At 69.6% G+C, this 26,144-nt stretch carries 27 protein-coding genes and 2 tRNA genes; 4 read left to right on the top strand and 25 right to left on the bottom strand.

The annotated features are described in order from the left end of the window. Nucleotides 1-44: 44 nt before the first annotated feature. Nucleotides 45-932 carry an endonuclease domain-containing protein gene (locus DO944_RS09420; protein ID WP_112616818.1) on the top strand — a complete coding sequence of 296 codons (888 nt, stop codon included), beginning with the start codon at nt 45-47 and terminating at the stop codon, nt 930-932. Between the two features lie 99 nt (nt 933-1,031). Here the strand turns inward: DO944_RS09420 and DO944_RS09415 are convergent, their stop codons facing one another. From DO944_RS09415 to DO944_RS09385, 7 genes are read right to left on the bottom strand one after another with little or no spacing between them, the layout of a single operon-like run. Then, nucleotides 1,032-2,168, bottom strand: a complete 1,137-nt coding sequence (locus DO944_RS09415; RefSeq protein ID WP_112616816.1) for a UDP-N-acetylmuramate dehydrogenase — start codon at nt 2,166-2,168, stop codon at nt 1,032-1,034. 2 nt (nt 2,169-2,170) lie between these two features. Beyond that, nucleotides 2,171-2,578 carry a MaoC/PaaZ C-terminal domain-containing protein gene (locus tag DO944_RS09410; protein ID WP_112616814.1) on the bottom strand — a complete coding sequence of 136 codons (408 nt, stop codon included), beginning with the start codon at nt 2,576-2,578 and terminating at the stop codon, nt 2,171-2,173. Further along, nucleotides 2,575-3,024: a MaoC family dehydratase N-terminal domain-containing protein gene (locus DO944_RS09405; RefSeq protein ID WP_112616812.1), complete on the bottom strand. Its 450-nt coding sequence runs from the start codon at nt 3,022-3,024 to the stop codon at nt 2,575-2,577. Before DO944_RS09405 ends, DO944_RS09410 begins: the two co-directional genes overlap by 4 nt. A gap of 9 nt (nt 3,025-3,033) precedes the next feature. Then, nucleotides 3,034-3,870 carry a sulfite exporter TauE/SafE family protein gene (locus tag DO944_RS09400; protein WP_112616810.1) on the bottom strand — a complete coding sequence of 279 codons (837 nt, stop codon included), beginning with the start codon at nt 3,868-3,870 and terminating at the stop codon, nt 3,034-3,036. After that, a complete protein-coding gene (locus DO944_RS15920; protein WP_258524636.1) occupies nt 3,870-4,715 on the bottom strand; it encodes a DUF2510 domain-containing protein in 846 nt (281 codons plus the stop codon). Before DO944_RS15920 ends, DO944_RS09400 begins: the two co-directional genes overlap by 1 nt. Nucleotides 4,716-4,758: 43 nt before the next feature. Beyond that, the gene (locus DO944_RS09390; protein ID WP_112616808.1) at nt 4,759-6,816 is read right to left on the bottom strand and encodes an ABC transporter ATP-binding protein; all 2,058 of its coding nucleotides are present in this window, start codon (nt 6,814-6,816) and stop codon (nt 4,759-4,761) included. Next, nucleotides 6,813-8,540, bottom strand: coding sequence for an ABC transporter ATP-binding protein (locus tag DO944_RS09385; protein WP_112616806.1), 1,728 nt, complete (start codon nt 8,538-8,540; stop codon nt 6,813-6,815). Before DO944_RS09385 ends, DO944_RS09390 begins: the two co-directional genes overlap by 4 nt. A 113-nt stretch (nt 8,541-8,653) precedes the next feature. Between DO944_RS09385 and DO944_RS09380 the strand changes: the two genes are divergently transcribed. Then, on the top strand, nt 8,654-9,349 hold the full coding sequence (locus DO944_RS09380) for a GTP pyrophosphokinase family protein (protein ID WP_112616804.1): 696 nt from the start codon (nt 8,654-8,656) through the stop codon (nt 9,347-9,349). Nucleotides 9,350-9,373: 24 nt separating this feature from the next. On the opposite strand, the gene DO944_RS09375 is transcribed toward DO944_RS09380, so the two are convergent. The 6 genes from DO944_RS09375 to DO944_RS09350 all read right to left on the bottom strand — a co-directional run bounded on the left by DO944_RS09375 (nt 9,374) and on the right by DO944_RS09350 (nt 14,351). Next, the gene (locus DO944_RS09375; RefSeq protein WP_023952119.1) at nt 9,374-9,796 is read right to left on the bottom strand and encodes an organic hydroperoxide resistance protein; all 423 of its coding nucleotides are present in this window, start codon (nt 9,794-9,796) and stop codon (nt 9,374-9,376) included. Further along, complete coding sequence (locus DO944_RS09370) at nt 9,793-10,287, bottom strand: MarR family winged helix-turn-helix transcriptional regulator (protein ID WP_240309688.1); 495 nt, start codon at nt 10,285-10,287, stop codon at nt 9,793-9,795. The genes DO944_RS09375 and DO944_RS09370 overlap by 4 nt, the downstream gene beginning before the upstream one ends. Nucleotides 10,288-10,380: 93 nt before the next feature. Further along, entirely contained in the window at nt 10,381-11,277 is an 897-nt protein-coding gene (locus tag DO944_RS09365; RefSeq protein ID WP_112616993.1) for an SDR family oxidoreductase, read from the bottom strand. 53 nt (nt 11,278-11,330) lie between these two features. Then, the gene (locus DO944_RS09360; protein ID WP_112616800.1) at nt 11,331-12,215 is read right to left on the bottom strand and encodes an SMP-30/gluconolactonase/LRE family protein; all 885 of its coding nucleotides are present in this window, start codon (nt 12,213-12,215) and stop codon (nt 11,331-11,333) included. Further along, a complete protein-coding gene (locus DO944_RS09355; RefSeq protein WP_112616798.1) occupies nt 12,205-13,995 on the bottom strand; it encodes a glycoside hydrolase family 15 protein in 1,791 nt (596 codons plus the stop codon). The genes DO944_RS09360 and DO944_RS09355 overlap by 11 nt, the downstream gene beginning before the upstream one ends. Next, nucleotides 13,992-14,351 carry a sugar ABC transporter ATPase gene (locus DO944_RS09350; protein ID WP_112616796.1) on the bottom strand — a complete coding sequence of 120 codons (360 nt, stop codon included), beginning with the start codon at nt 14,349-14,351 and terminating at the stop codon, nt 13,992-13,994. The genes DO944_RS09355 and DO944_RS09350 overlap by 4 nt, the downstream gene beginning before the upstream one ends. Before the next feature lie 142 nt (nt 14,352-14,493). Here DO944_RS09350 and DO944_RS09345 point away from each other — a divergent pair, with 142 nt between their 5' ends. Further along, nucleotides 14,494-15,414, top strand: coding sequence for a DUF368 domain-containing protein (locus DO944_RS09345; RefSeq protein ID WP_112616794.1), 921 nt, complete (start codon nt 14,494-14,496; stop codon nt 15,412-15,414). A 62-nt stretch (nt 15,415-15,476) separates the two neighbouring features. After that, nucleotides 15,477-16,796 (top strand): cytochrome P450, encoded by a 1,320-nt coding sequence (locus DO944_RS09340; protein WP_309300105.1) that lies wholly within the window; start codon nt 15,477-15,479, stop codon nt 16,794-16,796. A 525-nt stretch (nt 16,797-17,321) separates the two neighbouring features. Here the strand turns inward: DO944_RS09340 and DO944_RS09335 are convergent. The 12 genes from DO944_RS09335 to DO944_RS09280 all read right to left on the bottom strand — a co-directional run bounded on the left by DO944_RS09335 (nt 17,322) and on the right by DO944_RS09280 (nt 26,134). Next, nucleotides 17,322-17,395, bottom strand: a tRNA-Met gene (locus DO944_RS09335). A gap of 23 nt (nt 17,396-17,418) precedes the next feature. Beyond that, nucleotides 17,419-17,490, bottom strand: a tRNA-Thr gene (locus tag DO944_RS09330). Nucleotides 17,491-17,553: 63 nt separating this feature from the next. Next, nucleotides 17,554-18,900, bottom strand: coding sequence for a M23 family metallopeptidase (locus tag DO944_RS09325; protein ID WP_112616792.1), 1,347 nt, complete (start codon nt 18,898-18,900; stop codon nt 17,554-17,556). A gap of 136 nt (nt 18,901-19,036) precedes the next feature. Continuing rightward, nucleotides 19,037-19,834, bottom strand: coding sequence for an inositol monophosphatase family protein (locus tag DO944_RS09320; RefSeq protein WP_396652016.1), 798 nt, complete (start codon nt 19,832-19,834; stop codon nt 19,037-19,039). Nucleotides 19,835-19,843: 9 nt separating this feature from the next. Further along, complete coding sequence (locus DO944_RS09315; RefSeq protein ID WP_181574189.1) at nt 19,844-20,440, bottom strand: ABC transporter ATP-binding protein; 597 nt, start codon at nt 20,438-20,440, stop codon at nt 19,844-19,846. 28 nt (nt 20,441-20,468) lie between these two features. Beyond that, nucleotides 20,469-22,037 carry a hypothetical protein gene (locus tag DO944_RS09310; RefSeq protein ID WP_112616788.1) on the bottom strand — a complete coding sequence of 523 codons (1,569 nt, stop codon included), beginning with the start codon at nt 22,035-22,037 and terminating at the stop codon, nt 20,469-20,471. Next, nucleotides 22,034-22,891 carry a hypothetical protein gene (locus DO944_RS09305; protein WP_146752026.1) on the bottom strand — a complete coding sequence of 286 codons (858 nt, stop codon included), beginning with the start codon at nt 22,889-22,891 and terminating at the stop codon, nt 22,034-22,036. Before DO944_RS09305 ends, DO944_RS09310 begins: the two co-directional genes overlap by 4 nt. Then, nucleotides 22,888-23,814, bottom strand: a complete 927-nt coding sequence (locus DO944_RS09300) for an ABC transporter ATP-binding protein (protein WP_112616784.1) — start codon at nt 23,812-23,814, stop codon at nt 22,888-22,890. The genes DO944_RS09305 and DO944_RS09300 overlap by 4 nt, the downstream gene beginning before the upstream one ends. Before the next feature lie 13 nt (nt 23,815-23,827). Then, nucleotides 23,828-24,397, bottom strand: coding sequence for a hypothetical protein (locus tag DO944_RS09295; RefSeq protein WP_114588130.1), 570 nt, complete (start codon nt 24,395-24,397; stop codon nt 23,828-23,830). Between the two features lie 29 nt (nt 24,398-24,426). Beyond that, nucleotides 24,427-24,936 (bottom strand): hypothetical protein, encoded by a 510-nt coding sequence (locus tag DO944_RS09290; RefSeq protein ID WP_112616779.1) that lies wholly within the window; start codon nt 24,934-24,936, stop codon nt 24,427-24,429. A 75-nt stretch (nt 24,937-25,011) separates the two neighbouring features. After that, on the bottom strand, nt 25,012-25,320 hold the full coding sequence (locus tag DO944_RS09285) for a hypothetical protein (RefSeq protein ID WP_114588132.1): 309 nt from the start codon (nt 25,318-25,320) through the stop codon (nt 25,012-25,014). Nucleotides 25,321-25,474: 154 nt separating this feature from the next. Continuing rightward, nucleotides 25,475-26,134, bottom strand: coding sequence for a response regulator transcription factor (locus DO944_RS09280; protein ID WP_112616775.1), 660 nt, complete (start codon nt 26,132-26,134; stop codon nt 25,475-25,477). Nucleotides 26,135-26,144 lie beyond the last annotated feature (10 nt).

Raw genomic sequence — 26,144 nt, 5'->3', positions numbered from 1 at the left:
CAGCGGAAGGTCGGCGCGAGCCTTCGGAGGCGGATGCTGGCGCGATGCGACGCGCTCCGCTTCCCGATGTTCTCCCCGCGGGCTTCCTCACCGAGAAGGCCCGCGATCTCGGCGTCACCGCCGGCCGCCTGCGGGCTCGTGATCTCGCCCGGCCCCTTCACGGTGCGCGGGCCCGCGAGCCGCTGAGCGATCTCGACCTGCTCAGGCTGATCCGCGAACGGGTGCCGCCGCATGCCTTCTTCTGCGGGCCCACCGCCGCCGCGGTGCACCGGATGCCGCTGCCCGCCCCCCTCCGAGACGCCGCAGCGACGCGACCGCACCTCGCCGTCGCTCTTCCGGCCAACCGGATCAGACGTCCCGAAGTGGTCGGCCGTGCGCTGGCCGTTCGTCCGGACGACATCGTCGAGGTGGGCGGCATCCGCCTCACGACGGTCGAACGCACGTGGGTCGACCTCGCCGGGTCGATGTCGCTGGGCGCTCTCGTGGCCGCGGGCGACACGCTCATCGCTCGCGGAGGGCCGCGCACGACGATCGACGCGCTCGGCCTCGCTCACGAGAGAGCGGGCCGCAGCCGGGGCGCGGTCCGGCGCGCGGAGGCCCTGGCCCTGCTCGATGACGGCGCGGAGTCGCCGCGCGAGTCCGAACTGCGGGTGCTGCTGGTGCGGGCGGGGCTCCCCCGACCCGAGACGAACGTCGTCGTCCGCGACGGCTGGCGCTTCGTCGCCCGGGTCGACCTGCTGTATCGCGAGGCCCGGCTCATCATCGAGTACGACGGCGACTACCACCGCCATCTGTCGCAGTGGAGCCGGGACCAGTCACGACGTGCCGAACTCGAGTCGCTCGGCTACCGCGTCACCGTCGTGACCGCGCGGGACTTCGACGATCCCGGCGCGCTCGTGCGCCGCATCCGCCGTCTCCTGTCCGCCCCGTGACGCGCCCCGCCCTGTCCCCGCCCCGTCGAGTCGCCAAGAACTGCGGATGCCGGCACCCGACCATCCGCTTTCTCTGGCGAGTCGACGGTAGCGACGGGGTTAGAGCTCGACGCCGACGAGGACGGGCTCGGGCTGCAGGATGAGGCCGAACTCGGCCTGCACGCGCTGCTGGACGAACCGCGCGAGTGCGGCGAGCTCCTCGGCCGTCGCTCCCCCGCGGTTGGTGAGCGCGAGGGCGTGCTTGGTCGACAGGCCGGCTCGCGATCCGGGCAGCGAGAAACCCTTGCCGATACCGGCGTGCTCGATGAGCCAGGCCGCGCTCACCTTGACGTCCGGCTCAGCCACCTCACCCGTCGGCGAGACGCCGTAGTACTCGTTCAACGGGATCACCCGGTCGCTCACAGGGTCGGGTGCCACCGGCCAGCGCGGGCAGGCGTCGGGCAGCGTCCGCGCGAAGGCGGCGGTCACCACGGCGTTCTGGAAGAACGACCCGGCGCTCCACGTGTCGGGGTCGGCGTCGTCGAGCACCATCCCCTTGCTGGCCCGTACGGACAGCACGGTCTCGCGCACCCAGCGCAGCGACACCGTCGCCTCCGGGTCGAGCCCCAGGGCGCCGCGCAGCTGCGGCCCGCTGATCGCGAACTCGCCGTGCCCGACGCGGTCGAGCTCGAGCGTGATCGACAGGATGACCGCGGAACGCGCCGCGACCGATCCGTGGTGATGCTTCAGCACCGAGGTGCGGAAGCCGAGGCCCAGCTCGGATGCCGGCACGACGCTGACCTCGCCGGTCGACTCGTCGAGCAGCTCGACCTCGACGAGGGTCTGCACGACCTCCTGACCGTAGGCGCCGATGTTCTGAACGGGAGCTGCCCCCGCGGTGCCCGGGATGCCCGACATCGCGGCGATCCCGCCGAGACCGGCCGCGACGGCGTACTCGACGAGGTCGTCCCACGAGTGTCCGGCCTGCACCTTCAGACGCGCGCGCCCGGGATGCGGCGACGGCAGCTCCTCGATCCCGGTCGTGCGCACGGCGACGACGGTGCCGTCGAACGGCTCGTCACCCACCAGCAGGTTCGACCCGCCTCCGACGACCAGCCAGGGCTCACCGGCCGCCCACACCTCGCGCATCGTGGCGACGAGCTCGTCGGCCGTGTGCACCTCGACCATGCGGTCGGGCACGGCGCCCGCGCGCAGCGTGGTGAGCTCCGCGAGGGGTCGCGGTTCGATCTCGGCCACGGTCACTCGGCGGTGCGCACGCGCACTTGCGCCTTGCCGAGCACGACGGTGCCGTCGTGGCTGACGGTCAGGTCGATGCGTGCGACGCCCTCATCGACGGCGCCCACCTTCGCGACGACGGTGAGAGTCGCGCCGGTCTCAGCATCGACGACGACAGGGCGGGTGAAACGCACGCCGTACTCGACGATGCGGCCGCTGTCGCCGAGCCACTCCACGATCGTCTCGACGGCCAGCCCCATCGTCAGCATTCCGTGGGCGAGCACACCGGGCAGGCCGACGCGTGCCGCGACGTCGTCGCGGTAGTGGATGGGATTGAAGTCGCCCGATGCCCCGGCATACCGTACGAGCGACTCGCGCGTGAGCTCGACGGTGCGTTCGGCGACGACGGACCCGACAGTCAGATCGCTCATGCGTCCTCTCCCCCGACCAGCAGCACGGAGACGGCGGTCACGACGTGGTCACCGGCGACGTCGCGGATATCCGCCTCGCTCGTCACCATCGCCCCCTTGCCGAAGGCACGGATGCCGGTGACGGTGAGCTGCGCGGTGAGCTCATCGCCCGCGACGATCGGGCGCGTGTAGCGGAACCGCTGCTCGGCGTGCACCGTCCGCTCGAGGGCGATGCCCGAGTCGGGCTCGCCCAGGAGCTGCTGCAGCGTGAGGTCCTGGATCACCATGGCGAAAGTCGGCGGAGCGACCACGTCGGCGTGACCCAGCGCACGTGCCGCTTCGGGGTCGGTGTGCTGCGGATCGGTCGCGAAGACGGCGCGGGCGAACTCGCGCACCTTTTCGCGACCCACGAGGTACGGGGCGGTCGGCGCGAAGGCGCGGTCGACCAGATCGGGGTTCACGGACACCGTCCGATTCTACCGGTGGCCCCCCGACGGCTGCGCGGCCCGCTTCGTCGCGCGTGCCGCCCGGTGCGCCTTCACGGCGCGGATCGCCATCTGAGACGCGATGAAGGTGAGGAACGCGGCGAAGAGGATGTTGGCCGTCAGCGGGTTCAGCAGCGTCGCGATCCACGCCCCCAGCGCCGTGGTTGTACACGCGGCGAGCCCGACGACGAGGGCCGCGACGAGGTCGACGTTGCGTCGCCGAGCGTTGCCGACGGTTCCCGAGATCGCGGTCGGGATCATCATCAGGAGCGAGGTGCCCTTCGCGATGAGGTCGCTCGTGCCGAAGAGGAACATCAGCGCCGGAACGACGATCACGCCCCCGCCCACACCGAGCAGGCCGGCCATGATCCCCGTGAAAAGCCCGAGCCCGGCGAGCCCGATACCGACGCCCCAGTTCAGCTCGAGTACCGCGTCACGCGAGGGCACCACGATGAAGAGCATCACGATGACCACGACGAGGAACCCGACGAAGCCCCACCGCAGCGCGTTCTGCGGGATCTTGGCCAGCAGCCAGCTGCCGATCTGTGCGCCGATCACGGCACCCGCGGCGAGGATGATGGCCGGGACCCAGGCGACGGATCCGGTGAGGGCGTAGGAGATGACGCCGACCGAGGCCGTGGGGACGATCGCGGCGAGGGAGGTTCCGGCAGCCAGCCGCTGATCGAATCCGAGCAGCAGCACCAGGAGCGGGACGATGACCGTTCCGCCGCCGACGCCGAACAGTCCCGACAACAGGCCGGCCGCGAGCCCGACCCCGGCACACGCCAGATAGAACCGCGCGCTCCGGCGCGCACCACGCTCGACCATCACTGCTCGACGTAATCGTCGATGAGCCAGCCGGAGCCACCCGGAACGAGCGTGTAAAGCGCTGAGAAGCTCGCGGGAACGGGGTTCTCGAGTGGAGCACCGGCGGCGTCCGCCGTCTGCGTGAAGGTCTCGACGGTTTCGACGTAGATGGTGTCTCCTTCTCGGGTCGTCGAGATGAAGCTCACCTCGTAGTCCTCGACCGAGTTGTTGAACTCGCGGGCCGCCTGGGCGAAGTCCGCGCAGTCGGACAGTCCGCCGCTCGCGAGGAACTCGGGAGTCAGGATGGCCTGGTAGGCCGCGCAGTCCATCTCGTCCCATGCGTCGTCGTACGCGTCGACGATGTCTTCGGCCGCCCGCAGATCGGCCCCCTGGACCGCAGTCGCACCGGGGCGATCGCTGCTCGGATCCAGGATCCCCACGATGAAGCGCGGAATGAACACGGCGGCGAGGACGACGAGCCCGACGAGGACGACGCCGAGCGCGACGAAGACGATCCAGAGCCGGGAACGGCGGGCAGGCGCTGCGTCGGTTTCGCCGACGGCGCCGGTCACGGCCGCTGTCGCGATCGACGGATGCGCGCCGGGATACACCGGCGCGAACCCTCCCGGCGACGGCGGGATCGGCGGCAGCGCGTCGGTCGGCGACGCCGTGTCGGATGCCGCGACCCCGTGCTGGCTCTCGGCGAGGGAGGCCTCCGTCACGGCCGGCGGTTCTTCGGGCTGAGACTCGGCCTCCGGCTCGGGCTCGACGGGGGCGTGCGTGTGCTCGGTCCACCGCGAGCCGTCCCACCATCGCAGTGCGCCGTGCCCGTCGTCGTACCAGCCCGGAGGCGTCGAACCGCTCAACTCTGCCTTCTCTCGCGTCGGGCGCAGATCCGCCTCGTTCAGACTACCGATCGGCCGAGACCGGCCGGCCGCCCGCGGCATCCTCGGCTCCGCCGAGCTCGGCGACCGAATCCGGCTGCTCCGTCGCCGCCTGCTCGAACTGCGATTGGTACAGACGCCAGTAGGCGCCCCGAGCCGCGATCAGCTCGTCGTGCGAGCCCTTCTCGACGATGTCGCCGTGCTCCATCACGAGGATGAGGTCGGCATCGCGAATCGTCGACAGCCGATGCGCGATGACGAAGGAGGTCCGCCCCTCGCGCAGCGCCGACATGGCCTGCTGCAGCAGCAGCTCGGTTCGCGTGTCGACGGAGCTCGTCGCCTCGTCGAGGATGAGCACCGCGGGCTGCGCCACGAACGCGCGCGCGATCGTGATGAGCTGCTTCTCGCCGGCCGAGACGTTCGCGGCATCCTCGTCGAGGACGGTGTCGTACCCGTCGGGCAGCGAATGCACGAAGCGGTCGACACGCGTCGCGATCGCCGCCTCGACGATCTCGTCGTCGGTCGCGCTCTCGCGGCCGTAGCGGATGTTGTCGCGGATCGTGCCGGCGAAGAGCCAGGGGTCTTGCAGCACCATCCCGGTGCGCGAGCGCACGTCGTCTCGGGACAGCTCGGAGATGTCCTGACCGTCGAGGAGGATACGGCCGCCGTCGAGCTCGTAGAAACGCATGAGGAGATTGACGAGCGTGGTCTTGCCGGCCCCGGTCGGACCGACGATGGCGACCGTCTGGCCAGGCTCGACGCGAAAGGTCAGGTCGGTGATGAGGGGCTTCTCGGGAGAGTAGGCGAAGCGGACATGCTCGAACTCGATCACGCCGCGGCCTCCGCGCGCCGGCTCGACATCGGGAGCGTCGGGGTCCTGCTCGTCCTCGTCGAGGAGCTCGAACACCCGCTCAGCGGAAGCCGTGCCCGACTGCACGACGGCGGCCATGCCGCCGAGCTCCGACAGCGGCTGGGTGAACTGCTGCGAGTACTGGATGAACGCCTGCACGTCGCCGAGTCGCAGCTGGCCCGAGGCGACCATCAGACCGCCGAGGACCGCGATGCCGACGTACGTGAGGTTCCCGATGAAGGTCATGCCCGGCATGATGAGGCCCGAGAGGAACTGCGCCTTGAAGGCTGCTTCGAAGAGCTCGTCGTTCTCGGCCTCGAACTTCTCGCGGGCGTCTCGCTCGCGACCGTACACGCGGACGAGGGCGTGCCCCGAGAACGACTCCTCGACACGAGCGTTCAAGCGGCCGACCTTGCGCCACTGCACCGCGAAGGCCTTCTGCGACCGCGGCCCGATGACACCGAAGATCACGGCCATGAGCGGCAGCGAGACGAGCGCCACGAGCGCCAGCTGCCACGAGATCGAGAACATCATGAACAGCACGCCGACCACCGTCAGCACGCTCGTGAGCGCAGTCGAGAGAGACTGCTGCATCGTCTGCGTGATGTTGTCGATGTCGTTCGTGACCCGCGAGATCAGCTCGCCGCGCTGGACCCGGTCGAAGTACGACAGCGGCAGCCGGTTGATCTTCGCCTCGACCGACTCGCGCAGTCGCCACATCGTCCGCACCATGATGATGTTGATCACGAAGCCCTGCAGCCAGGTCAGCACGGCGGAGCCGACGTAGATCGCGAGGACGGTGACGACCACCCACTTCAGCCGGTCGAAGTCGACGCCCGCGCCCACCTGGAAGTTCTGCATCGCCCCGACGATGTTGGCGACGTCCGTCTGCCCCGCGGCGTTGAGCGCCGCGACGACGTCCTCCTGGCTCGTACCCGGGGGGAATTGCGAGCCGAGGTTCGCGGAGACGACGCCCTCGAAGATGAGGTTGGTGGCATCGCCGAGCACGCGCGGGGCGAGGACGGCGAGAACCACGCCGACGGCACCGAGAACCGTCATGAGACCGAACACGAGGGCATAGGGGCGCAGCAGACCGATCATCCGCAGGAAGCTCGGCCCGAACTTCGCCGCCTTGCCGGGAGCGACACTGTCCCAGCTGCCGGAGTTCTGACGAGCCTGTTCCGCGAGCTCGAGCTCGGCGCGCTCCTCGTCGGTGAGGTTCTCGGCGCTCATGCGTCCACTCCCAGCTGCGATTCGACGATCTCGCGATACGTCTCGTTGGACTCGAGGAGTTCTTCGTGCGTACCGAGACCCGCCATCCGGCCGTCGTCGAGCACGAGGATGCGGTCGGCACCGGTCACCGTGGAGATCCGCTGTGCGACGACGATCTTCGTAACCTCCGGCAGTTCGCGCCACAGCGCTTCGCGCAGTCGCGCGTCCGTGGTGAGGTCGAGCGCGGAGAACGAGTCGTCGAAGACCAGGACGTCGGGGCGCCGCACGATCGCTCGTGCGATGGCGAGCCGCTGGCGTTGCCCTCCCGAGACATTGGTGCCGCCTTGCGCGATGCGCGCTTCGAGGCCTCCCTCCATCTCCGCGATGAAGTCGCGCCCCTGCGCGATCTCGAGTGCCTTCCACAGTTCGTCGTCGGTCGCGTCCTCCCGCCCGAACCGGAGGTTCGACGCGACCGTGCCGGTGAACAGGAACGCGCGCTGAGGGACGTAGCCGATGCCGCTCCAGAGCAGGTCGAGGTCGGCCTCGCGCACGTCGACGCCGGCGACCGTCACCGATCCCCCGGTGACGTCGAACAGCCGGGGTATGAGCGAGACGAGCGTGGTCTTGCCCGACCCCGTCGAACCGACGACGGCGACCGTCTCGCCGGGATCCGCGCGGAACGAGATGCCCTGCAGCACCGGCGTCTCGGCGCCCGGGTAAGTGAACGCGACGTCGTCGAACACGATGGCGCCCGGCTCGGGGAACTCCCGCACGGGCGAGGCGGGACGCTCGAGCGCATCCTGAGAGGAGAGCACCTCGCCGATCCGGTCGGCGGAGACCGCGGCGCGCGGGATCATGATCGTCATGAACGTCGCCATGAGCACGCCCATCAGGATCTGGCCGACGTACTGCATGAACGCGAACAGCGTGCCGATCTGCACGTTGCCCTGATCGACCTGGATGCCGCCGAACCAGATCACGCCGACGACCGTGACGTTGAGCACCAGCATCGCCAGCGGGAACATCAGCACGAACAGCGACCCGACCTTGCGCCCGACGATCATGATGTCGGTGTTGGCACCGCGGAATCGCTGCTCTTCGATGCGCTCGCGGACGAACGCCCGCACGACCCGGACGCCGGTCAGCTGCTCGCGCATGATGCGGTTGACGTTGTCGAGCCTGGTCTGGAACTGGCGGAACAGCGGCACCATGCGGCCGATGATGAGCCCGGCGACCACGAGCAGGAGCGGCACAGCGACCCCGATCAGCCAACTGAGCCCGACATCCTGCTGCAGCGCCATGATGACGCCGCCGATCGCGAGCATCGGAGCTGTGACGAGCATCGTGGCGCCCATCATCGCGAGCATCTGCACCTGCTGCACGTCGTTCGTGTTGCGGGTGATGAGCGTGCCCGGGCCGAAGCGCGACACCTCGCGCTCGGAGAAGCCGCTGACCTTCTCGAAGACGTCGCGTCGGATGTCGCGTCCCGCGGCCATCGCGGCACGGGCGGCGCACAGCGTCGCGATGACCGACGCGACGATCTGCCCGAGCGCGATGACCAGCATGATGGCCCCGCGCGACCAGATGTAGGCGGTGTCGCCTCGGGCGACGCCGTTGTCGATGATGTCCGCGTTCAGTCGAGGCAGATAGAGCGAGGCCATCGCCGAGCCGAACTGGAACACCAGCACGCCCAGGAGCAGCCACCGATAGGTGCGCAGATAGCGGAACAGGAGCTTGCCGAGCATGGGTCTCCTTGAGCGAGTCGACCGGACGGTTCATGGTAGCGCCGGGCTCCGACACGCGAACGACCGTGGATCCTCACAGCCGCCGCCGATGCCGGCTCGGTACCGTCGGTGCCATGACGACCGGCAGCTCCGTGCCCCCGCTCTCGATCACCGACGGCCTCCAGAACTTCACGCCGCAGGAGCTCCGGAGCCTGCGCGACGAGTTCCAGCAGTTCCTCCTGGAGTACCGCTTCGGCATGCAGGAGATCGAGACGAAGCTGCAGATCCTGCGCGACGAGTTCCAGCAGCTGCACGACTACAACCCCATCGAGCACCTCTCGAGCCGACTGAAGTCACCCGACGGCATCGTGGAGAAGGTCGTCCGGAAGGGGGTCGAACCCGAGTTCGCGTCGATCCGCGAGCACATCACCGACATCGCCGGCGTCCGCGTCACCTGCAGCTTCACGCAGGACGCCTATCGCCTGTTCGACCTGCTCACGGCCCAGGACGACATCGAGGTCCGGACCGTCAAGGACTACATCGCTGAACCCAAGCCCAACGGCTACAAGAGCCTGCACGCGATCGTGGAGGTGCCCGTCTTCCTCTCGACCGGACGCATCACCGTGCCCGTCGAGGTGCAGTTCCGCACCATTGCGATGGACTTCTGGGCGAGCCTCGAGCACAAGATCTATTACAAGTTCGCCGCAAACGTGCCGGCGGAGCTGACCGCGGAGCTGAAGGATGCCGCCGAGACGGCGGCCGAGCTCGACGCGAAGATGGAGCGCCTGCACCGCGAGGTGCGGCACCGTCCCCGCGTCGTGCGCATCTGAGCGCGCGACGCGGGGACGCGGGGATCAGTCCTCCGAGACCGTGATCTCGACGGGGATGTTGCCGCGGGTCGCGTTCGAGTACGGGCACACCTGGTGCGCGGCGTCCGCGAGCTCCTGGGCGACCTCGCGCTCGACGCCGGGCAGCACGACCTCGAGGACGACCGAGAGCGAGAACCCGCCGGCATCCGTGGGGTGGATCTGCACCTGGCCGCCGACGGCCGAGTCGGTCACGTCGATCTTCTTGGAGCGCGCCACCATCTGCAGGGCGGAGTGGAAGCAGGCGGCGTAGCCGGCGGCGAAGAGCTGCTCGGGGTTCGAGCCGTTGCCCGAACCGCCCATCTCCTTCGGAATGGCCATCTCGAGGTCGACCCGGCCGTCCGTGGTGCGGACGTGCCCGTTGCGGCCGGCGCCCGTCGAGAGTGCTTCGGCGGTGTAGAGAGCGCTCATGCGTGCTCCTCCTTCATTTCCTTTTCGGGGGTGGTCTTCGTCGCGCGGGTATCCGCGCGCAGATCGGTGGCGGTGTCGCGCATCCCGTCCGCCAACTCGGTGAGGGCGGCGATCAGCTGCCGGGCACCGTCGACGGTGACGCCCATCCCCTGCGCGATGCAGGCGGGCACGTGGGCGAGCTCCGAGCGCAGTTCGCGGCCTCGGGGGGTGAGCGACACGGTCACGACGCGCTCGTCGACACTGTCGCGACCCCGTTCCACCAGGCCGTCGCGCGTCATCCGGCGCAGCAGTGGCGACAGCGTGCCGGAATCGAGGTCGAGCGCCTGGCCCAGGTCGCTGACGCTGCGGCCGTCGCGGTTCCACAGCAGCACGAGCACGAGGTACTGCGGGTAGGTCAGCCCGTGCGGCTCGAGGAGAGCCGCGTACGCCTTCGTCGTCGCCCGCGACGCGGCGTAGAGCGAGAAGCAGACCATGTGCTGCGTCGGTTCCATATATGCACTGTACACAACTAGGTTGTGCGCAATCAATACGCTGGAAAAGTGCGCCGGCAGCCGCGGCCACCGGCGCACTCGTCAGCGATGACGTCAGGGCGTGGGCATTCCGCCGTTGACGTTCAGGGTCTCCCCCGCGACGTAGCTCGACTCCGCTGACGCGAGGAACACGTAGGCGGGCGCGAGCTCCGCCGGCTGACCCATACGTCCCAGCGGGGTCTCCTCGCCGAAGCTGTCGATCTTCTCCTGCGGCTGGCCGTCGCTCGGCTGGAGCGGCGTCCAGATCGGCCCCGGCGCCACGGCGTTGACGCGGATGCCCTTCGGCGCGAGCTGCTGGGCGAGCGCCTTGGTGAACGTGTTGATCGTCGCCTTCGTCGAGGCGTAGTCCACGAGCGTCTCGGACGGCGAGTAGGCCTGGATCGACGTGGTGTTGATGATCGAGGCACCTGCCGGCAGGTGCGGCAGCGCGGCCTTGGTGATCCAGAACATCGCGTAGACGTTGGTCTTGAAGGTGTCGTCGAACTGCTCGTCGGTCAGATCGGCCAGCTCGTACTGGAAGATCTGCTTGCCGCCGTTGTTGACGAGGATGTCGATGCCGCCGAGCGCCGAGACCGTGTCGGCGACGAGCGAGCGGCAGTACTCCGGGTCGCGCAGGTCGCCGGGAAGCTGCGCCACCGTCACACCCGCATCCTTCAGGATGCCCGCGATGCGCTGCGCGTCCTCTTCCTCCTCGGGGAGGTACGAGATGGCCACGTCGGCACCCTCGCGCGCGAAGGCGATCGCGGTAGCGGCGCCGATTCCCGAGTCGCCGCCCGTGATGAGCGCCTTGCGCCCGGTCAGGCGGCCGCTGCCGCGGTAGCTCTCCTCGCCGAGATCGGCCTTCGGCGTGAGGTCGGCGTCGAGGCCCGGCTCGTCCATGTGCTGCTTCTCGGGCTCGATGTCCGCGTACAGCTCGGCGGGGTTGACGAAGGTGTACTGGTCACGGGACATGGTGTCTCCTTCCATCGGTCTTCCTGGGGGTGGTCGTCACTCGGGTCCGTCGATCAGGCGATCGACGCAGACCCGAACGTGTGGATGGGGCGGCCGGTCGCGCCGGGTTCGAGGCGGAGGATGCCGCCCGAGAGAGGATGCCGCTGCAGCTGCTCCTCGGTGAGGTTCTCGCGCGCCGATCCGACGAGGAGGACGTCGAGATCGGGCCCGGCGAACGCGACGGAGGTGATGTTGGGCACGGGCATCGTGATCTCCTCGACGAGGTCTCCGTCGGCGCTCCAGCGCGCCACCATGCCCTCGCCATAGAGCCCGTTGACGAACGAGCCGTCGGTCGCCAGTACCAGCCCGTCACTCGACCGGCCGACGAGGTAGGGCTCGAGCTCTCCGAGCTCGCCGGCGGGACCGTAGGACGCGCGGTAGACGGTCGAGGTCGCGGTGTCGGTGATGTACATCGTGCGCCCGTCGTCGGACCACTCCATACCGTTCGCGATTCCGTAGCCACCGCCGAGCACCCGCACGTCGCCGTCCGGGTCAACCGACCATACCGCCGCATCGGGGTCGTCAGTCGTGAGCTCCATGGCGCCGACGATGAAGCGGCCGAACGGGTCGACCTTGCCCTCGTTCAGCCGCATGCCGTCGTGGCGGTGACGCAGCGCGGCGAGGTCGCGCTCGATACGGCCGTCCGCGTCGAGAAGGACGACGCGGTCCTTCAGCGCCGCGATGTAGCCGCCTCCGGCGGCCGGCTGCACCGCCGACAGCGGCGGGGGCAGCTCGACGACCCGGTCGTCGCTGCCGTCGACCGCCCCGTCGAGCGGGCCGCGATGCAGCAGCCCTGCGGTGATGTCGACCCACACGACCTCGTCGGTGCGGTCGTCCCACCAGATGCTCTCGACGAGCACGGCACGAGTGTCGCGGAACACTCCGATCTCATCTGCCACGGAGGGCCTCCTCGGGGACGACGTCGCGGATGGTGAGTACCGTCGCGATGAACGCGAGGTGGCTGAGGGCCTGCGGGGTGTTGCCCCAGGCGGTGCCGTCGTCGGCGTCGATCATCTCGGCGTAGATGCCGACGTCGTTCGCGAGGGCGACGAGCTGGTCGACGAGGTCGAGCGCCTCGTCATGCCTGCCGACGCACGCCAGCGCCTCGGCGCGCCAGAACGCGCAGGCGACGAACGTCTTCTCCTCCGCCGACACCCCGCTGTAGCGGTACAGCAGCGGGCCGGCGCCCAGTTCGTCGGTGAGGGCGTCGATCGTCGACGACATCCGCTCGCCGCGGTCGAAGCCGGTGGGCGCGTGCAGCAGCACGGAGGCGTCGAGCTCGTCCGAACCCGCATAGAAGGCGTAGGCCGACTTCGCCTCGGACCAGCAGTTCTCGTCGATCCAGAGCCGGATGCGCTCGCGCTCGGCCTTCCACCGCTCGGCGCTCCCGGGGATCGCGCCGCTCTCGGCGAGCGCGACGGCGTCGTCGAGGGCTTTCCAGCATCCCATCTTCGAGGAGGTGTAGTGCCGTTCCTCCGGCAGCTCCCACATTCCCGAGTCGGGATTGCGCCACAGGTCGCAGGTGCGGTCGGCGACGCCCGCCAGCATCCGCCCCGTACCGATGTCCAGGACGTTCCCCGCATCGACGTACGTCCGGCAGATCGCCATGAGGTCGCCGTAGACGCCGAGCTGAAGCTGCTCGCGCGCGGGATTGCCCGTGACGACCGGACCGACGCCTCCCCAGCCGGGCACGGGGTAGTCCTGAGCATCGGGCACGAGTTCGCCGCCCAAGGTGTACATGACGTGCAGCTCGGGCCCGTGCTCGCGGATGGTGCGCAGCATCCATGACAGTGCCGCGTGCGTCTCCTCGCGGAGACCGAAGCGCACGAGCGCGTGAGCGGTGTAGGCGAGGTCGCGCACCCAGGCGTAGCGGTAATCCCAGTTCTTGCCGCCCTCGGGATTCTCGGGCAGCGACGTGGTGGCGGCAGCGGCGATCGCGCCGGTGGGACTGAAGATGAGCAGCTTGAGGGCGAGCGCGCTGCGCTGGATGCGTTCCTCCCAGGGGCCTTCGTACGAGAAGACCTCGGACCAATGCCGCCAGCTGTCGATCGTCCGGTCGATGCCGACGTCGACGTTACGGGGGTCGGGAAGGTGCAGGGGCTCGTCGTGCGTCGCGGCGAGCGCGATGAGGTGACGCGAACCCTTCGAGGCGGTGAACGAGCCGGTCAGGCGGGGGCCGCTCGTGCCGTCGGGATCGGGAGCCTCGGGCCCGTGCTCGAACCCCACGACGACGAGAGCGGTCTTGCCGCTGCGGATGACGTCGCCGTGCTGGGTGCGCTCGATCCAGGGCGACGCCGTACGCAGCGAGGTGCCGGGATGGATGCGCCAGGCCATCGGCACGGTGCCCTCGAGCCCGTCGATGCGGCGAGCCAGCTCCGCCCACGGCATCCGCCCGGCGACTCCCGACACCATGGCGTCGGTGACTCTCACGGACCCGCGAGCCGTTGTGAACGTCGTCTCGAGAACATTGGTGTCGGGCACGTACCGACGGGTGGTCTCGAAATCCTCCGTGGGCGCGAGCTCGAGACATCCGCCCGTCTCGCGATCGAGCAGGCGCGCGAAGACGGGCGTCGAGGTCAGATCGGGCAGCGGCAGCCAATCGACGCTGCCGTCGAGACCGATCAGCGCGACGGTGCGGCCGTCACCGATCGGCGCGTACGACTCGATCCCCGCGGTCACATGCCCTCGTCGTTGATGTCACCCTCGCCGTCCTCGCCGAGTTCGGCGATGACCGGGTCGTCTCCCTGGGTCTCCGGCTGGGCGTATCCCGTGGGCAGGTCCTCTGCGGGGATCTCGTCTTCGTCAGACGGGATGTGCGCCGGGTCGTCGCTGGTCGCGGTCGCGACATCGAGCTCGGCGGGGTCGACGCCGGAGTCGAGCGCCTCGTCGATCGCGTCGGTGCGGTCCCACTCGCGCTGGGCCGGGTCGAGGTCGGGGTCGGCCACGCTGGTCGCATCGCCGTCGCGCAGCGGCTGGATGCCGGCATCCTCGGCTGCGGCGGGGCGGGCGAGGTCGTCGTTGAATGCGTTGGACATGCCTCCACGATGCGGCGGGGCGGCGAATCCGTCGAGCCACTTGCACCGGACCGGAGTGCGCGGTAACGCGCGCACCCCTCGATCGCTCAGGTGCCGTCGGTAGGCTGGCACGCTCCGTCATCGCTCTTCCCGGAGGTCACCCATGCCCGTCGCCCGAATGCTGCTGGATGCCGGACGCGGCGCTCTCATCGGAACCGTCGAGATCATTCCCGGAGTCAGCGGCGGCACCGTCGCGCTCATCATCGGCGTCTACGAGACGCTCATCGAGTCGGCCGGCCACCTCGCCCGCGGGGTCGCCCGTGGTGTCGCGGACGGCGTTCGAGGCCGCGGGATGACGCGCGCTCGTGCCGAGTTGGCCGCCGTGCGCTGGTCCGTCGTGCTCCCGGTCGGCGTCGGCATGATCACCGCCGTCCTCGTCGCATCCGCGGTCCTCGCCCCGATCATCGAGGCCGAGCCCGTCGCCTCACGCGCCTTGTTCGCCGGGCTCATCCTCGCGTCGCTCGTCGTGCCGATCCGCATGGTCGGCGGCCGGTGGCGAATGCGCGAGTACGCGGTCGCCGTTGTCGGCGCGGTCGCCGGCTTCGCCCTCACGAGCCTCCCCCAGGTCGACCCCCTCGAGCCTCCCCTGCCGGTCGTCGCACTCGCGGCGGCGTTCGCCGTGTGTGCCCTGGTGCTGCCCGGAGTCTCGGGCTCGTTCATCCTCCTGGCCGTCGGGATGTACGCGCCGACGCTGGCCGCCGTCAACGAGCGCGATTTCCTCTATCTCGGCGTCTTCATCCTCGGCGCCATGATCGGTCTCGGCATGTTCGTCTCGGTGCTGCAGTGGCTGCTCATCCACCGTCGGCGCATCATGCTCGCGACGATGACGGGTCTCATGATCGGCTCGCTCCGGGCGCTGTGGCCCTGGCAGGAGGGCGGCGCCGTCCAGGCCCCCGGGCCCGACGCGCTGCCGGCGCTCCTCCTGGTGGTGCTCGGCGCGGCGGCGGTGGGCGGCGTACTGCTGATCGAGTCGGCCGTGCTGCGGCGCGCCGCGCGGCGCCTCGAGTCCGGAGCCGCGGGCTAGCACACGGCGGTCCGATCCGCCTCCCCCTCGGCTCATCGGACCCGACGTGTGAGCGTGGAGACATGATGTCTTCGATCGCCGCCGCTGCACGCACGCTGACCGACGACTCCCCTCAGCTCCTGCTGCGTGGGTACCGATTCGGCGACCGCATCTGGGGTCGCCTACGGGCTGGAGCGCGCTCGGCTCCGATGGGCCTGCTCGGCGACCCGACCGTCTTCGTCCGCGGCGCGGAGGGCGTCGAGGTGTTCTACGACGAGAAGCGGGTCCGGCGCCACGGGGCGATGCCGGGAATCGTGCAAGAGACCCTGTTCGGGCATGGTTCGGTTCACAGCCTCGACGGCGAGGACCACCGGCACCGCAAGGCGACCTTCCTCGACGTCGCCTACGAGGACGAGCAGGTCGAGCGTCTGCGTCCGCTTCTGGCTGCCGAATGGCAGGGCGAGCTCGACGACTGGTTCGCCGGCGGGGAGCGTTCCGCCTACGACGCGGCGGTGGGCGCCTTCGGCCGCGCCGTCATGCGGTGGGCAGGACTCCCGGGAACGCCTGCGGCAAAGACGCGGTGGGCGGCTCGTCTCGCCCAGATCGTCGATGGCTTCGGCGTCCCCTACTCCCCCGAGTACCTCCTCGCCTGGATCAATCGCCGCTGGTCAGACCGGCACACCCAGCACCTCATCGAGGCGGTGCGCGACGGCGACCTCGAGCCCGAGCCCGGAACGGCCCTGCATGCATGGGCCTGGCACCGGGACCGCGCAGGTGTCCTGCTGTCCGCCCGCCTGGCCGGCATCGAACTGCAGAACAGCATGCGTCCGATGATCGCGGTCGCACGCTTCGTGGCGTTCGCCGCGAAGGAGCTCCACGACCGTCCGGAGTGGCGCGATCGCATCGGCGCGGAGGCGGCCGAGCGCGAGACGCTCGACGGCGGGCCTCTCGCCGTGGCGTTCGCGCAGGAGATCCGGCGCACGGCCCCGTTCGTCCCCATGCTCCCCGCGCGTGCGGTCGCCGATATCGAACTCGACGGCCAGAGCGTCGCGGCGGGTGGCCGCGTCGTCCTCGACATCCTCGGCACCAACCTCGATGAGAACTCATGGGAGCGTGCCGACTCGTTCGCGCCCGAGCGTTTCGTCGGCGTCGACGACTACGAGGCTCTCCCCGCGTTCATCCCCCACGGCGGTGCCGATGTCGCGACGGGCCACCGCTGCCCTGGCGAGAAGCTCGCGATCGCCGGACTCGCGACGGCGATCACGGCGATGAGCCACCCGGATGTCACTATCCTCGACTCCGGTCTCGACGTGAACATGCGCCGGTTGCCCACCAAGCCGGCGTCGGGCGGGCGCGTGCGGGCGACGGGCACCGGCGGCGGCTGCCCGTTCCACCGGCGCTGACGCGTCACCTGCAGACGACGTGTCCCCCGAAAGGCCGACTCGACGGACCGGCGGGGAGGCCCTAGCGTCGATGACGTCGACGATCTTCCCCCCGGATCGTGGGACGCCCCGCATCCTCCGATGACGGGGCGTTCTGGTTTCTGCGGGACGCGCGGCGCCACGTCATCCGATCGGATGAAATCCTGCGCGGAACTTCAGCCCATACGTAGCTCGCACACGAGGTCGTTGCGACCCGGTTATCCTGCTTCACCGGCCATTTTTCCGCGACGCGGGCGGATAGCGGGCGCGCCACGACATCCTGCCACGCGAGGCATGATCGTGACGTCGGGTGCGATCCAGCGCTGATGGGGAGCAGGGCGGGCCTGCTCGATCCCTCGGCCGCGAGTTAGGTCCTCGTCTCGCGTCCGACCTGCGCCCGGGACTCTGGAGGGGTCCCGGGCGCCTTCTCGTTCCCGCGGACTTTCGCGCGCGGTTGCCGTTGCCGAATACGACAAAACCCCCGGTGCGTCCGGGGGTTTTCATCTGTAGCAGGAGCGGGGCTTGAACCCGCGACCTCACGATTATGAGTCGTGCGCTCTCACCAACTGAGCTACCCTGCCGCATCGCATCCGAGGATGCTGCGAGCCCCGAGTCAGGATTGAACTGACGACCCCTTCCTTACCATGGAAGTGCTCTGCCACTGAGCTATCGGGGCGTGCTACCCGCAAGCGGGCAACTAGAAGAGGATACCATCTCGGCGGCCTCACTTCGAATCAGGTCAGCGCTTCGTGTGCTCTTCGAGCCAGGCGATCGGGTCGATCTGCGTCGTCCCGCCGAGGAGCACCTCGAGGTGCAGGTGCGCGCCGGTCGACTTGCCGGTGCTGCCGACCTGTCCGATGATCTCGCCGGGCTCGATCGTGTCTCCGACCTTCACCCGCAGCGAGCCGTACTGCATGTGGCCGTAGCGCGTCGAGACGAGCTCACCGTCGATGTTGTGGTCGATGACGACGGTCACGCCGTAGTCGCCGCCTGCCTCGGTCGCGATGCGCACGGTTCCGCCCGCGACGGCGTGGATCTCCGCCCCGGCCCCCGGCGTCAGGTCGACACCGCGATGCGGGCGGGAGAACTCGGACAGGTACGAGACCGAGCCGAACTGCGCCGAGATCGGAACCCCGACCGGGAACGGCCACTGGATCGCGGCGTTGGGGTCGTTGACCCACGTACCGGCGAAGTTGGTCACACCCGAGTCGGCCGCGATCTCCGAGACGGACGTCACATCGAAGGTGTCGCTGCGATCGAAGGTGACGCCCGTGTTCGGAGACGAGACGTACGCCTGGATCTCTTCAGGCTCGATCGACGCGGATGTCCGGGGCGCCTCGGCCGTGATGTCGCGACCCGTGTCGCCCGAGGCGAAGACGGCGGCCGCAGGGCTCGTCAGGCCGACGGCCAGGAGACCGACGGCGGCGACGGCGCTCATCGAGACGGATGCCGCAGCAATTCGCTTGCCCACGCGACGCAGGCGACCCGGACGCGCGACCGTGACCTCGCGGGTGCGCTGCTGGTGCTCGGCGATGGACTCCTCGCCCACCTGCACCGGGGTCTGCGCAGTGAAGGAGAACAGCCGCGCGGCGAACTCGAACTCGTCGACGTCGTGCGCGTCGGACGGCTCGCGCGTCTCGTCGCTCGCGTGCGCGTCGCTGTGCGAGCGCGCGTCGTCGGCATCCGGCGTCTCGGAGTCGACCGCGGCCGGGCCGAACGACTCGCCCTGCGCGGCACCGTGCTCCGCGGCCGGGCGGGTGCGACGACGGCGGGAAGGCGCGACGAAATTCGGTCCCGCGTAAGCGTCGCCGTCCACGACGGTGAGGACCATCTCGTCGGCTACGGTCTCGCTGGTCGCGGCGGCCGGCGAATCGACGGCTTCGACGTCCGGCGTCTGCGGTGCCTCGTCGATCGTTGCGACGTCATCGGCCGGAACGGCGGCGACCTTCGCGGCGAGCTCGGCTTCAGCTGCCAGCCGCCGCCACTGTGCCCGGGTGAGACCGGCAGCCCGCGTGAGTCCCGCCGAGGCTTCCCCTGCCGAGGGTCGCGAGGACGCGGCCTCAGTGGGAGTGGTCTCAGAAGTCAAATCGCAGGCTCTCGAAAACAGCGCGCGCTCGTGCGCAGCGGAACAGTCCGGGTTGCGTTCGATCCCTCGGCTCGGGTTCCGAAGATAACGAACGGGTAAACACTAACGTCTTACAGCTGGGAACGCGATCCACGCGTCAGCTTTCGTGGAAAACCCGTTCGGTCAGCCGACTGTGGAGCGACGACGACGCGGCGATCGTCATGGTGCGGCCGGGCCGCTCGCCGGGCATACCGGTGACGACGCCGCCGGCCTCGGCCACGAGAAGCGCCCCGGCGGCGTGGTCCCACGGCTGCAGTCCGCGCTCGACATAGCCGTCGAGACGCCCCGCCGCGACGTAGGCGAGATCGAGCGACGCGGCGCCGGCTCGGCGGATGTCACGAGCGACCGGCATGATCCGCCCGAGTCGCGCGAGGTCGCCCGCGTGCGTCGCCGGGTCGTAGCCGAAACCCGTCGCCAGGAGGGCACCGGCATCCGACGGCTCGGACACCGCCAGGCGCGCATCCCCGAGCCACGCTCCCCCGCCTGCGGTCGCCCGGAACATCTCGTCGACGGCCGGAGAGAAGACCGCCGCCGCGACCGCCTCCCATCGCTGCGGATCGGGTTCACCGTCGACGACCGCGATGCTCACGGCGTAATGCGGGATGCCGTAGGCGTAGTTGACCGTTCCGTCGATGGGGTCCACGACCCAGGTCAGCCCGCTGGCGCCGCGCTCGGCGCCGGACTCCTCGCCGAGGAAGCCGTCATCGGGGCGCGCCTGTGCGATGCGATCGCGGATGAGGAGCTCGACCTCGCGGTCTGCTTCGGTGACGATGTCGGCGAGCGCCGACTTCGTCGCGGCGATCGCGACTCCTTCGCCGCGGCGTCGGCGCGCGAGCGCACCCGCCTCGCGGGCGATGTCGACGGCCAGGTCTTCGAGCGCTCGGGCATCCACCATGCCTCCACGCTACGGGGTCGTGCCGGAAGCCAGCCTCGAAGCCGGATCACCCAGGTCGAGGACTCGGGGTTCGACCGCCCGCAGCGCCTCCTCATCATGCGTGGCGCACACCACCGCACCGCCCTGAGCGAGATGACCGGTCAGCAGCTCTCGGAGCACCGAGACGCTGGATGCGTCGAGCCCGTTGAAGGGTTCGTCGAGAACCCACAACGTGGGTGCGTGGAGAAGCGCGAGCGCGATGCCGACCCTTTTGCGCTGACCGAGAGACAGCATGGCAGCCGGCAAGTCCGGCGTCCCGTCGAGGATGCGACCGCTCAGCTCTGCCCCGCCTGTCCCGATCTTCGCCGCGGCCCAGAGCGACCTCGCCAGTTCGAGATGCTCTCCCGGCGTGAGCTCTTCGAAGAGGTGGGGCGGGTCCGTCACGTAGCCGATGTCCTTCTTCGCCGCCGACGCGGCGGCTTGCGCACCTCCGACCGTCGTCGACCCACGGAGTGGCCTCCGCACGCCCGCGATGGTGGACAGGAGCGTCGACTTGCCGGCGCCGTTAGGACCGCGGACGAGCATCACCTCGCCAGGCGCAACCTCGAACCGCGCCCGGTGGAGCACGACAGTGCGGCTGTAGCCGATCTCAGCATCAACGATGAGGACGATGGTGTGCTCCGATCACTGTGGGAAGCAGCGCTGTCGCGGCAGCTGCGGCCACGGGGGACCCGACGACGAGGGCGACGACGGCCAGGGTTGCGGACGCGTGCGTCCAAGGAACGGCGGACCCGATCGACAGAGCGGCGGCGATCGCGATGCCGACCGCGTAAGTCGCGGCAGCTCGCATCCAGCCCCGCTGACCGAGCTCGCTCGCTTCCTTCCAATCGGTCTGGGGGTACCTCAGCGACACAGCGCAGGCAAGCGTGGGCGCCACGACGGACACCGCCGCGCACGCGACCCCGGCGGTGCCGACGGCATGCGCCTGAATCGGAGTCAGGCCGGCGAGTACGCCGATGAATGCCGCCCCGGCTATCGCCGTGATCATGCTGCCGCTGGCGGCTCGCGTGACGGCGAGCGAGCGGACGCCCCCGGGAAAGGTGCGCATCAGCACGACCGCCCGGCGGTCGGAGTCGAGCGAGACCAAGGGAGCGAGCGATGAGAAGACCACGAACCCGTACCCCGCGCAGATGCCGCCGACCACCGTCGCACCCACCGGTTGAGCAGAGAGCTCCTGGATCGGATGCGCCCAGATCCACCCGCCGAGCGCCCCCAGTGAGACGACGGCGAGGAGCATCGCGAGAAGTGTGAACAGACTCGGCCTCACGCGCCATTCGAACGACCGAAGCGCGCGGCGGATGTCGAGCAGGGCCAGTTCGGCGAATCGTCGCCCTCCCGACGAGCGTCCCGTCCGCCGAGTCCCACCACCGCCGATGCGATCTGCTCGAGGCATGATCTCCGCCCACTGAAGCGTCCGCACCTGTCGGGCCGCTGCCCCGGCGGCGACGGCAGCAGCGAGGCAGCACAGGCCCAAACTCGTCGTCAGGCCGGTCGGGGCTGGCACCTCGAATGCGTCGAGTGGCGCGCTCGGCAGCGCGCCGAAGGCTCGGCTCACCCATGTCACCACCCAGGCGACCGCGACAGTGACGACCGCGAGCGCGGTGAGAGCCCACGCCGTCGTAACAGCTGTACTGCGCCGAGCGAGAGGCAGTCGCAGCAGGGCGAAACCCATGCCGCACGACGCCGATCCCGCGCCCGCGAGCGCCGCCGCTGCCCATGTCCACGCACCGATCGAGCTCGCTGACTCGTCGAGCAGCCGCAGCGCCACGAGCATGCCGACCGTGATGGCGACGAGGCGGACGAGGCGTCCGAGCAGGTGCCGTCCGAACAGGTAGGCGCGGGGCGAGACTCCCCGGTCGGCGAAGACCTGCCAGCTGCGGTGCTCGATGAGCGCCGGGCGGACCTCCCCCCAGACCGATCCCGTCCCGATGCCGAAGACGAGCCCGATGAGGATCACGACGCCGGCCGCTGTCTGCGACGGCACCCCGATCAAGCGCAGCACGTACCCCGCCCAGACGCCGACACCGACCGCGAGACCGACGCCGATGATCGAGGCTGTGACGGCCGTTCGCGGCGCGAGTAGCGGAATCGGCGCGAACCGGCGCAGGCGACGCGTCGTCAGTGCGGCAGCGACGATCCACGCGTGCCGCAGATCCACGATCACCGGCGCACCTCGCTCCGAACCGCCGGCACACGCCAGCGCAACCAGGCGACCGTGGTCGCGCCCGCGAGCCACACCAGAAGAACCCCGCATGCGCTGATGAGAGGCAGAACCTCATCCGCGCCGGATGCATCGACCACGAAACCCAGCCGCCCAGCCGGCATCATCGACGCAGCCCAGGCGTAGCCCTCGTGCCGTGACGTGGCGGCCACAGATCCGAGCACCGCGGGGAGGATGACGAACACGGTGAGATGGGTGGCGGCGGCGACGACGCCGTTGCGAATCGCGAGCCCCAGGCACGCCGCCCACGCCACGCACAGGCTCGTCGCCAGTGCCACGACCGCCCACCCGACGATGTCGCGCACCGCGACCTGCGGCGTGCCGCCGCTCGCGAGAACATACGAAGCCGTCGCCGCTCCGGCGAGCGCAGAGGTGCACGCCGCGAGGACCCCGGCCCCCATGATGACGACCGCGAGTCGCGCGACGAACGTCCGCCCCCGCGACGGCACCTCGATGTCCGTCAAGCGCTCGCGTCCCGTCGCGCGCTCGTTCGCCGTGAGGTGGATCGCGGCGAATCCCCAGAGCAGCGCAGCAGTCCCGGCACCGGCAACGGGGGCACGCTCGACCAGCCGAGCGACCTCGCCCGGAGGCAGATCGGCGTCGATGGAACCGAGGATGCTCGCGAAGAGGAGAGCGGCGGCTGTACCCACGAGAGCGCCGAGCACCCCGGCCGTCCAGAGCAACGGCTGGACCCGCAGGCTCCGCGCCTTGAGAAACTCCGCGCGGACCACATCCCTCATACGCTGCGCCCGCCGGGCGCGCTCACTCATCAGCGCGGACTTCACCGATCCCGTCATGACGGCCCGTCCGAGCGCGGAGGCTCTTTCAGCACGGGGTCGAGCGGTGCCGCTTCGGCAAGCAGACGGACGTAGTCGCTCTCGAGCGAGTCGTGGGATTCCGCGAGTGATTCGACGAAGAACCGATGCCGGAACGCCACCTCAGCGACGGCTCGGACGGTCATACCCCAGACGAGAAGAGCACGTCCCTCGCGGACGATGTCGGTGGCTTGCGTCACCAGCAGACTCCGCAGCGCGCCGGGATCGTCGCTCACCACGACAACGTGCCGAGAGCGTTCTGCCGATGCCGCGACGTCGGCGGACGAGATCATCCGACCGCTGGCGAGCACGTGGATGCGGTCGGCGACCCGCTCCAGTTCGGAGAGTATGTGCGAGGAAATCAGAACAGCGCACCCGCCGTCGGAGGCCTCGCGCAGAAGACCGCGCATCCAATGGATGCCATCGACGTCGAGACCGTTGAGCGGCTCGTCGAGGATCAGACTGCGCGGACGTCCGATCAAGGCCACAGCCAGGCTCAGCCGCTGGCGCATTCCGAGAGACAGGGCCCGCACACGTCGGTGACGCACCGGCCACAGCCCCACTTCGTGGAGCACCGCTTCGACGCGCCGTCTTGGAAGTCCTTGTGAGACTGCCGCGATCAGGACTTCGTCGACGACCCGCCGCGCGGGGTGGAACGCGGATGGATCAACAGCGGCTCCGACGGCACGCAGAGGTGTCCGCGCACGGGAGTAGGGCAGCCCGTCCACCAGCGCCGAGCCCGCGTCGAGGGTCTCGAGCCCCAGGACAGCGCGGAAGAGCGTCGACTTCCCAGCGCCGTTGGGGCCGATCACGGCGGTCACCTGCCCCGGTTCGGCCGTGAGATCGACGGCGGTGAGCGCGACCGTCGAGCCGTAGCGCTTGTGCGCGTCGGAGACCTCGATCATGCTTCCCTCCGGCTCATCCGTCGCCGCCGAACGCGCCGGTGATGACCGCGGCCTCGATCAACGCCCCGACCACCACGAGGCCGAGGGCGACGAGCATGAGGACTCCCGCGGGGGCGAGCGCGGACGTATATCGCCGGAACGGACTTCCTGTGAGGGTGCGTCGTCCAGCCAGCGCAGTCGCGATCGGGAGGAAACCGGCGACCGCAGCCGTCAGGAGACCGAGCATCTCGATGCCGATGTAGGCGGCGACCGAGCCGAGCAGCGCTCCGGTGCCGACGGTGTTGGCTGCGGCCGTCACCGTCGCCCCGAGATAGACACCGAGCAGCAGGCCCGACCCCGCGGTGAAGGTGCCGGCGGTCACGGCCCCGGCAGCGAGCGAAGCGGCGACGGGAGCGTTCAGAGTCACGACGGCCAGGAACACCTCGCCGAACCCGTCCGTCCCGGAAAGCCCGGCACGCTCGCCCGGGTCTCCCGGGACGGTGGCTCCGGAGACAGCCAGCGCTCCGCCGAGAGCTCCACCGCCGACGATCGCCAGGATCAGCACCGCGACGAGGCCCGAGACGCGAGCGTCAGGCGGCGACATCCAGCGAGAGCGGGGAGAGAGCGTCGCCGTCATCCGACCATGACGGTTTCGGGCGCAGCACGGCGCGCCGCCGTGCGAGCTGCGAGGTATCCGCTCGACGCGGGCAACCACGTGAGCACGACGGCAGCGAGAACGACGACGAGACTGATGAGCGCGACGGCCGTCGGCGCCGCTGCAGCGGCGATCACCTGCAGACCGGCGAGGATCGTCAGAACGACGCGTATGTAACGGCGACCGGCGCGGAGCGAGAACGCGATCCAGAGCACGATGACGACGGAGACCAGAGCGAGGAAGGCCTGAATGGCCACGGCTGTCGTCTGAGAGACCGCGACGAGTGTGTCGGTGTCCAGTTCACCGACGTCCGCGCCCGGCGTCGCCTGCAGGCTCGCACGCAGCGCTGCCTCGCCATCGGGCGAGAAGACGGCGAGAGCCGCTGTAGCACTCGAGGCGACAGTGAGGCAGGCCGAAGCCAGGAGCAGCCAGAAGGCCAGCACGAGCGTCCGGGGACGAACGGGTGCAGCGTACGGCGTGATCGACATGTGTCCGCTTTCGGTCGAGAGGAATGGAGTGATAGGGGCCGACGCGCTCAGCCCGCCGGCCCCGACGAGCGTCGCTCAGGCGACGGCCGGCTCGACGGCCCAGTTGAAGACGAGCCACACGATGGTCGCGGTCAACGCGGATGCGACGCCTGCCCCGGCGACCGCCGCGATGATCGTGAACGCGTTCTTACCCGCCTTGATGGCGGCGACGATCTGCGTGGCGGCTGCCGCACTGATGCCGAGCGAACCGGCGATCCACATGGGGCTGAAGCCCGTCACGATCAGGCCGGTGATCGCAACGGCGAGAGCCACGCCGATGGCGGCCAGCTTCACGATCGAGGTGGATTGCTGCTCGCGGACGACGCCCGCCGTGGTTGCACTCATGTACCGCTTCTCCTTCACTGGCATCCCCTGGCCCGCCGGGTGCGGGTCTGGTCGATGGATGTGACAGCGAAGCTAATGACGACACGGACATCAGCGCGTCGGCCTCAAGGCGATACCTGTGTCGTCTTTCGGCCAGTTTCGGCAGGAAGTCGCTCTACCGGAAGCTGACGAGTCCGAACCGCGCCGCCGTGATGAGCACCTGCACCCGGTCGCGGGCGTTCCACTTCAGCATGATGTTGCTCAAGTGGGCTTTGACGGTTCCTTCGGATACGTGCATCGAACGGGCGATCTCGCCGTTGGACTGGCCCGCTGCCAGATATCGCACGATCTCGGCCTCGCGCGCCGATAGTTTCTCCGACTCGGTAGGCAGTCGCAATGCACCGGTTTCAGCTGTCTGCAGGGCTCGGATCAGCTGGCCGCTGACCGCCGGCGACAGCGCTCCGGTCCCGCGGTGCACGGCTCGAATAGCGTCGGTGATCTCGTCGGGGGACGAATCCTTCACCAGGTAACCGGCAGCTCCTGCTCTCAGGACCGGAATGACCGCTTCGGCCGTCGCCATCGTCGTGATACCGATCACTTTGGTGGCGGGGCTCGACGACAAGATCGCGATGGTGGCTTCCAAACCTCCGACATGGGGCATGCGCAGATCCACGAGTGCGACGTCGGCCGCGGAGCGGACCACCACATCGGCGGCAACGTCGCCGTCTTCCGCCTCACCGACCACGCGCATACCGTCCGCAGCTGTGATGTAGGCCCCCAGCGCGCGTCGGACCAGCGAATCGTCATCGACGATCACCACTCGGATCTCCCCCACACCGGGAGGC

The sequence above is a fragment of the Microbacterium sp. SMR1 genome, from assembly GCF_003289625.1.
Lineage (GTDB): Bacteria > Actinomycetota > Actinomycetes > Actinomycetales > Microbacteriaceae > Microbacterium > Microbacterium plantarum.
The sequence above is the reverse complement of the archived record's forward strand: the minus strand, read 5'-3'. Positions and strand labels throughout refer to the sequence as shown.

Bases quoted from the DNA above. Each gene is read 5' to 3' on its own strand.
- DO944_RS09420 (WP_112616818.1), top strand. From the start codon at position 45: ATGCGACGCGCTCCGCTTCCCGATGTTCTCCCCGCGGGCTTCCTCACC.
- DO944_RS09410 (WP_112616814.1), bottom strand. From the start codon at position 2,578: ATGAGCGATCTGACTGTCGGGTCCGTCGTCGCCGAACGCACCGTCGAG.
- DO944_RS09400 (WP_112616810.1), bottom strand. From the start codon at position 3,870: ATGGTCGAGCGTGGTGCGCGCCGGAGCGCGCGGTTCTATCTGGCGTGT.
- DO944_RS09390 (WP_112616808.1), bottom strand. From the start codon at position 6,816: ATGAGCGCCGAGAACCTCACCGACGAGGAGCGCGCCGAGCTCGAGCTC.
- DO944_RS09385 (WP_112616806.1), bottom strand. From the start codon at position 8,540: ATGCTCGGCAAGCTCCTGTTCCGCTATCTGCGCACCTATCGGTGGCTG.
- DO944_RS09380 (WP_112616804.1), top strand. From the start codon at position 8,654: ATGACGACCGGCAGCTCCGTGCCCCCGCTCTCGATCACCGACGGCCTC.
- DO944_RS09375 (WP_023952119.1), bottom strand. From the start codon at position 9,796: ATGAGCGCTCTCTACACCGCCGAAGCACTCTCGACGGGCGCCGGCCGC.
- DO944_RS09370 (WP_240309688.1), bottom strand. From the start codon at position 10,287: ATGGAACCGACGCAGCACATGGTCTGCTTCTCGCTCTACGCCGCGTCG.
- DO944_RS09365 (WP_112616993.1), bottom strand. From the start codon at position 11,277: ATGTCCCGTGACCAGTACACCTTCGTCAACCCCGCCGAGCTGTACGCG.
- DO944_RS09350 (WP_112616796.1), bottom strand. From the start codon at position 14,351: ATGTCCAACGCATTCAACGACGACCTCGCCCGCCCCGCCGCAGCCGAG.
- DO944_RS09345 (WP_112616794.1), top strand. From the start codon at position 14,494: ATGCCCGTCGCCCGAATGCTGCTGGATGCCGGACGCGGCGCTCTCATC.
- DO944_RS09340 (WP_309300105.1), top strand. From the start codon at position 15,477: ATGATGTCTTCGATCGCCGCCGCTGCACGCACGCTGACCGACGACTCC.
- DO944_RS09320 (WP_396652016.1), bottom strand. From the start codon at position 19,834: ATGGTGGATGCCCGAGCGCTCGAAGACCTGGCCGTCGACATCGCCCGC.
- DO944_RS09305 (WP_146752026.1), bottom strand. From the start codon at position 22,891: ATGACGGGATCGGTGAAGTCCGCGCTGATGAGTGAGCGCGCCCGGCGG.
- DO944_RS09300 (WP_112616784.1), bottom strand. From the start codon at position 23,814: ATGATCGAGGTCTCCGACGCGCACAAGCGCTACGGCTCGACGGTCGCG.
- DO944_RS09295 (WP_114588130.1), bottom strand. From the start codon at position 24,397: ATGTCGCCGCCTGACGCTCGCGTCTCGGGCCTCGTCGCGGTGCTGATC.
- DO944_RS09290 (WP_112616779.1), bottom strand. From the start codon at position 24,936: ATGTCGATCACGCCGTACGCTGCACCCGTTCGTCCCCGGACGCTCGTG.
- DO944_RS09285 (WP_114588132.1), bottom strand. From the start codon at position 25,320: ATGAGTGCAACCACGGCGGGCGTCGTCCGCGAGCAGCAATCCACCTCG.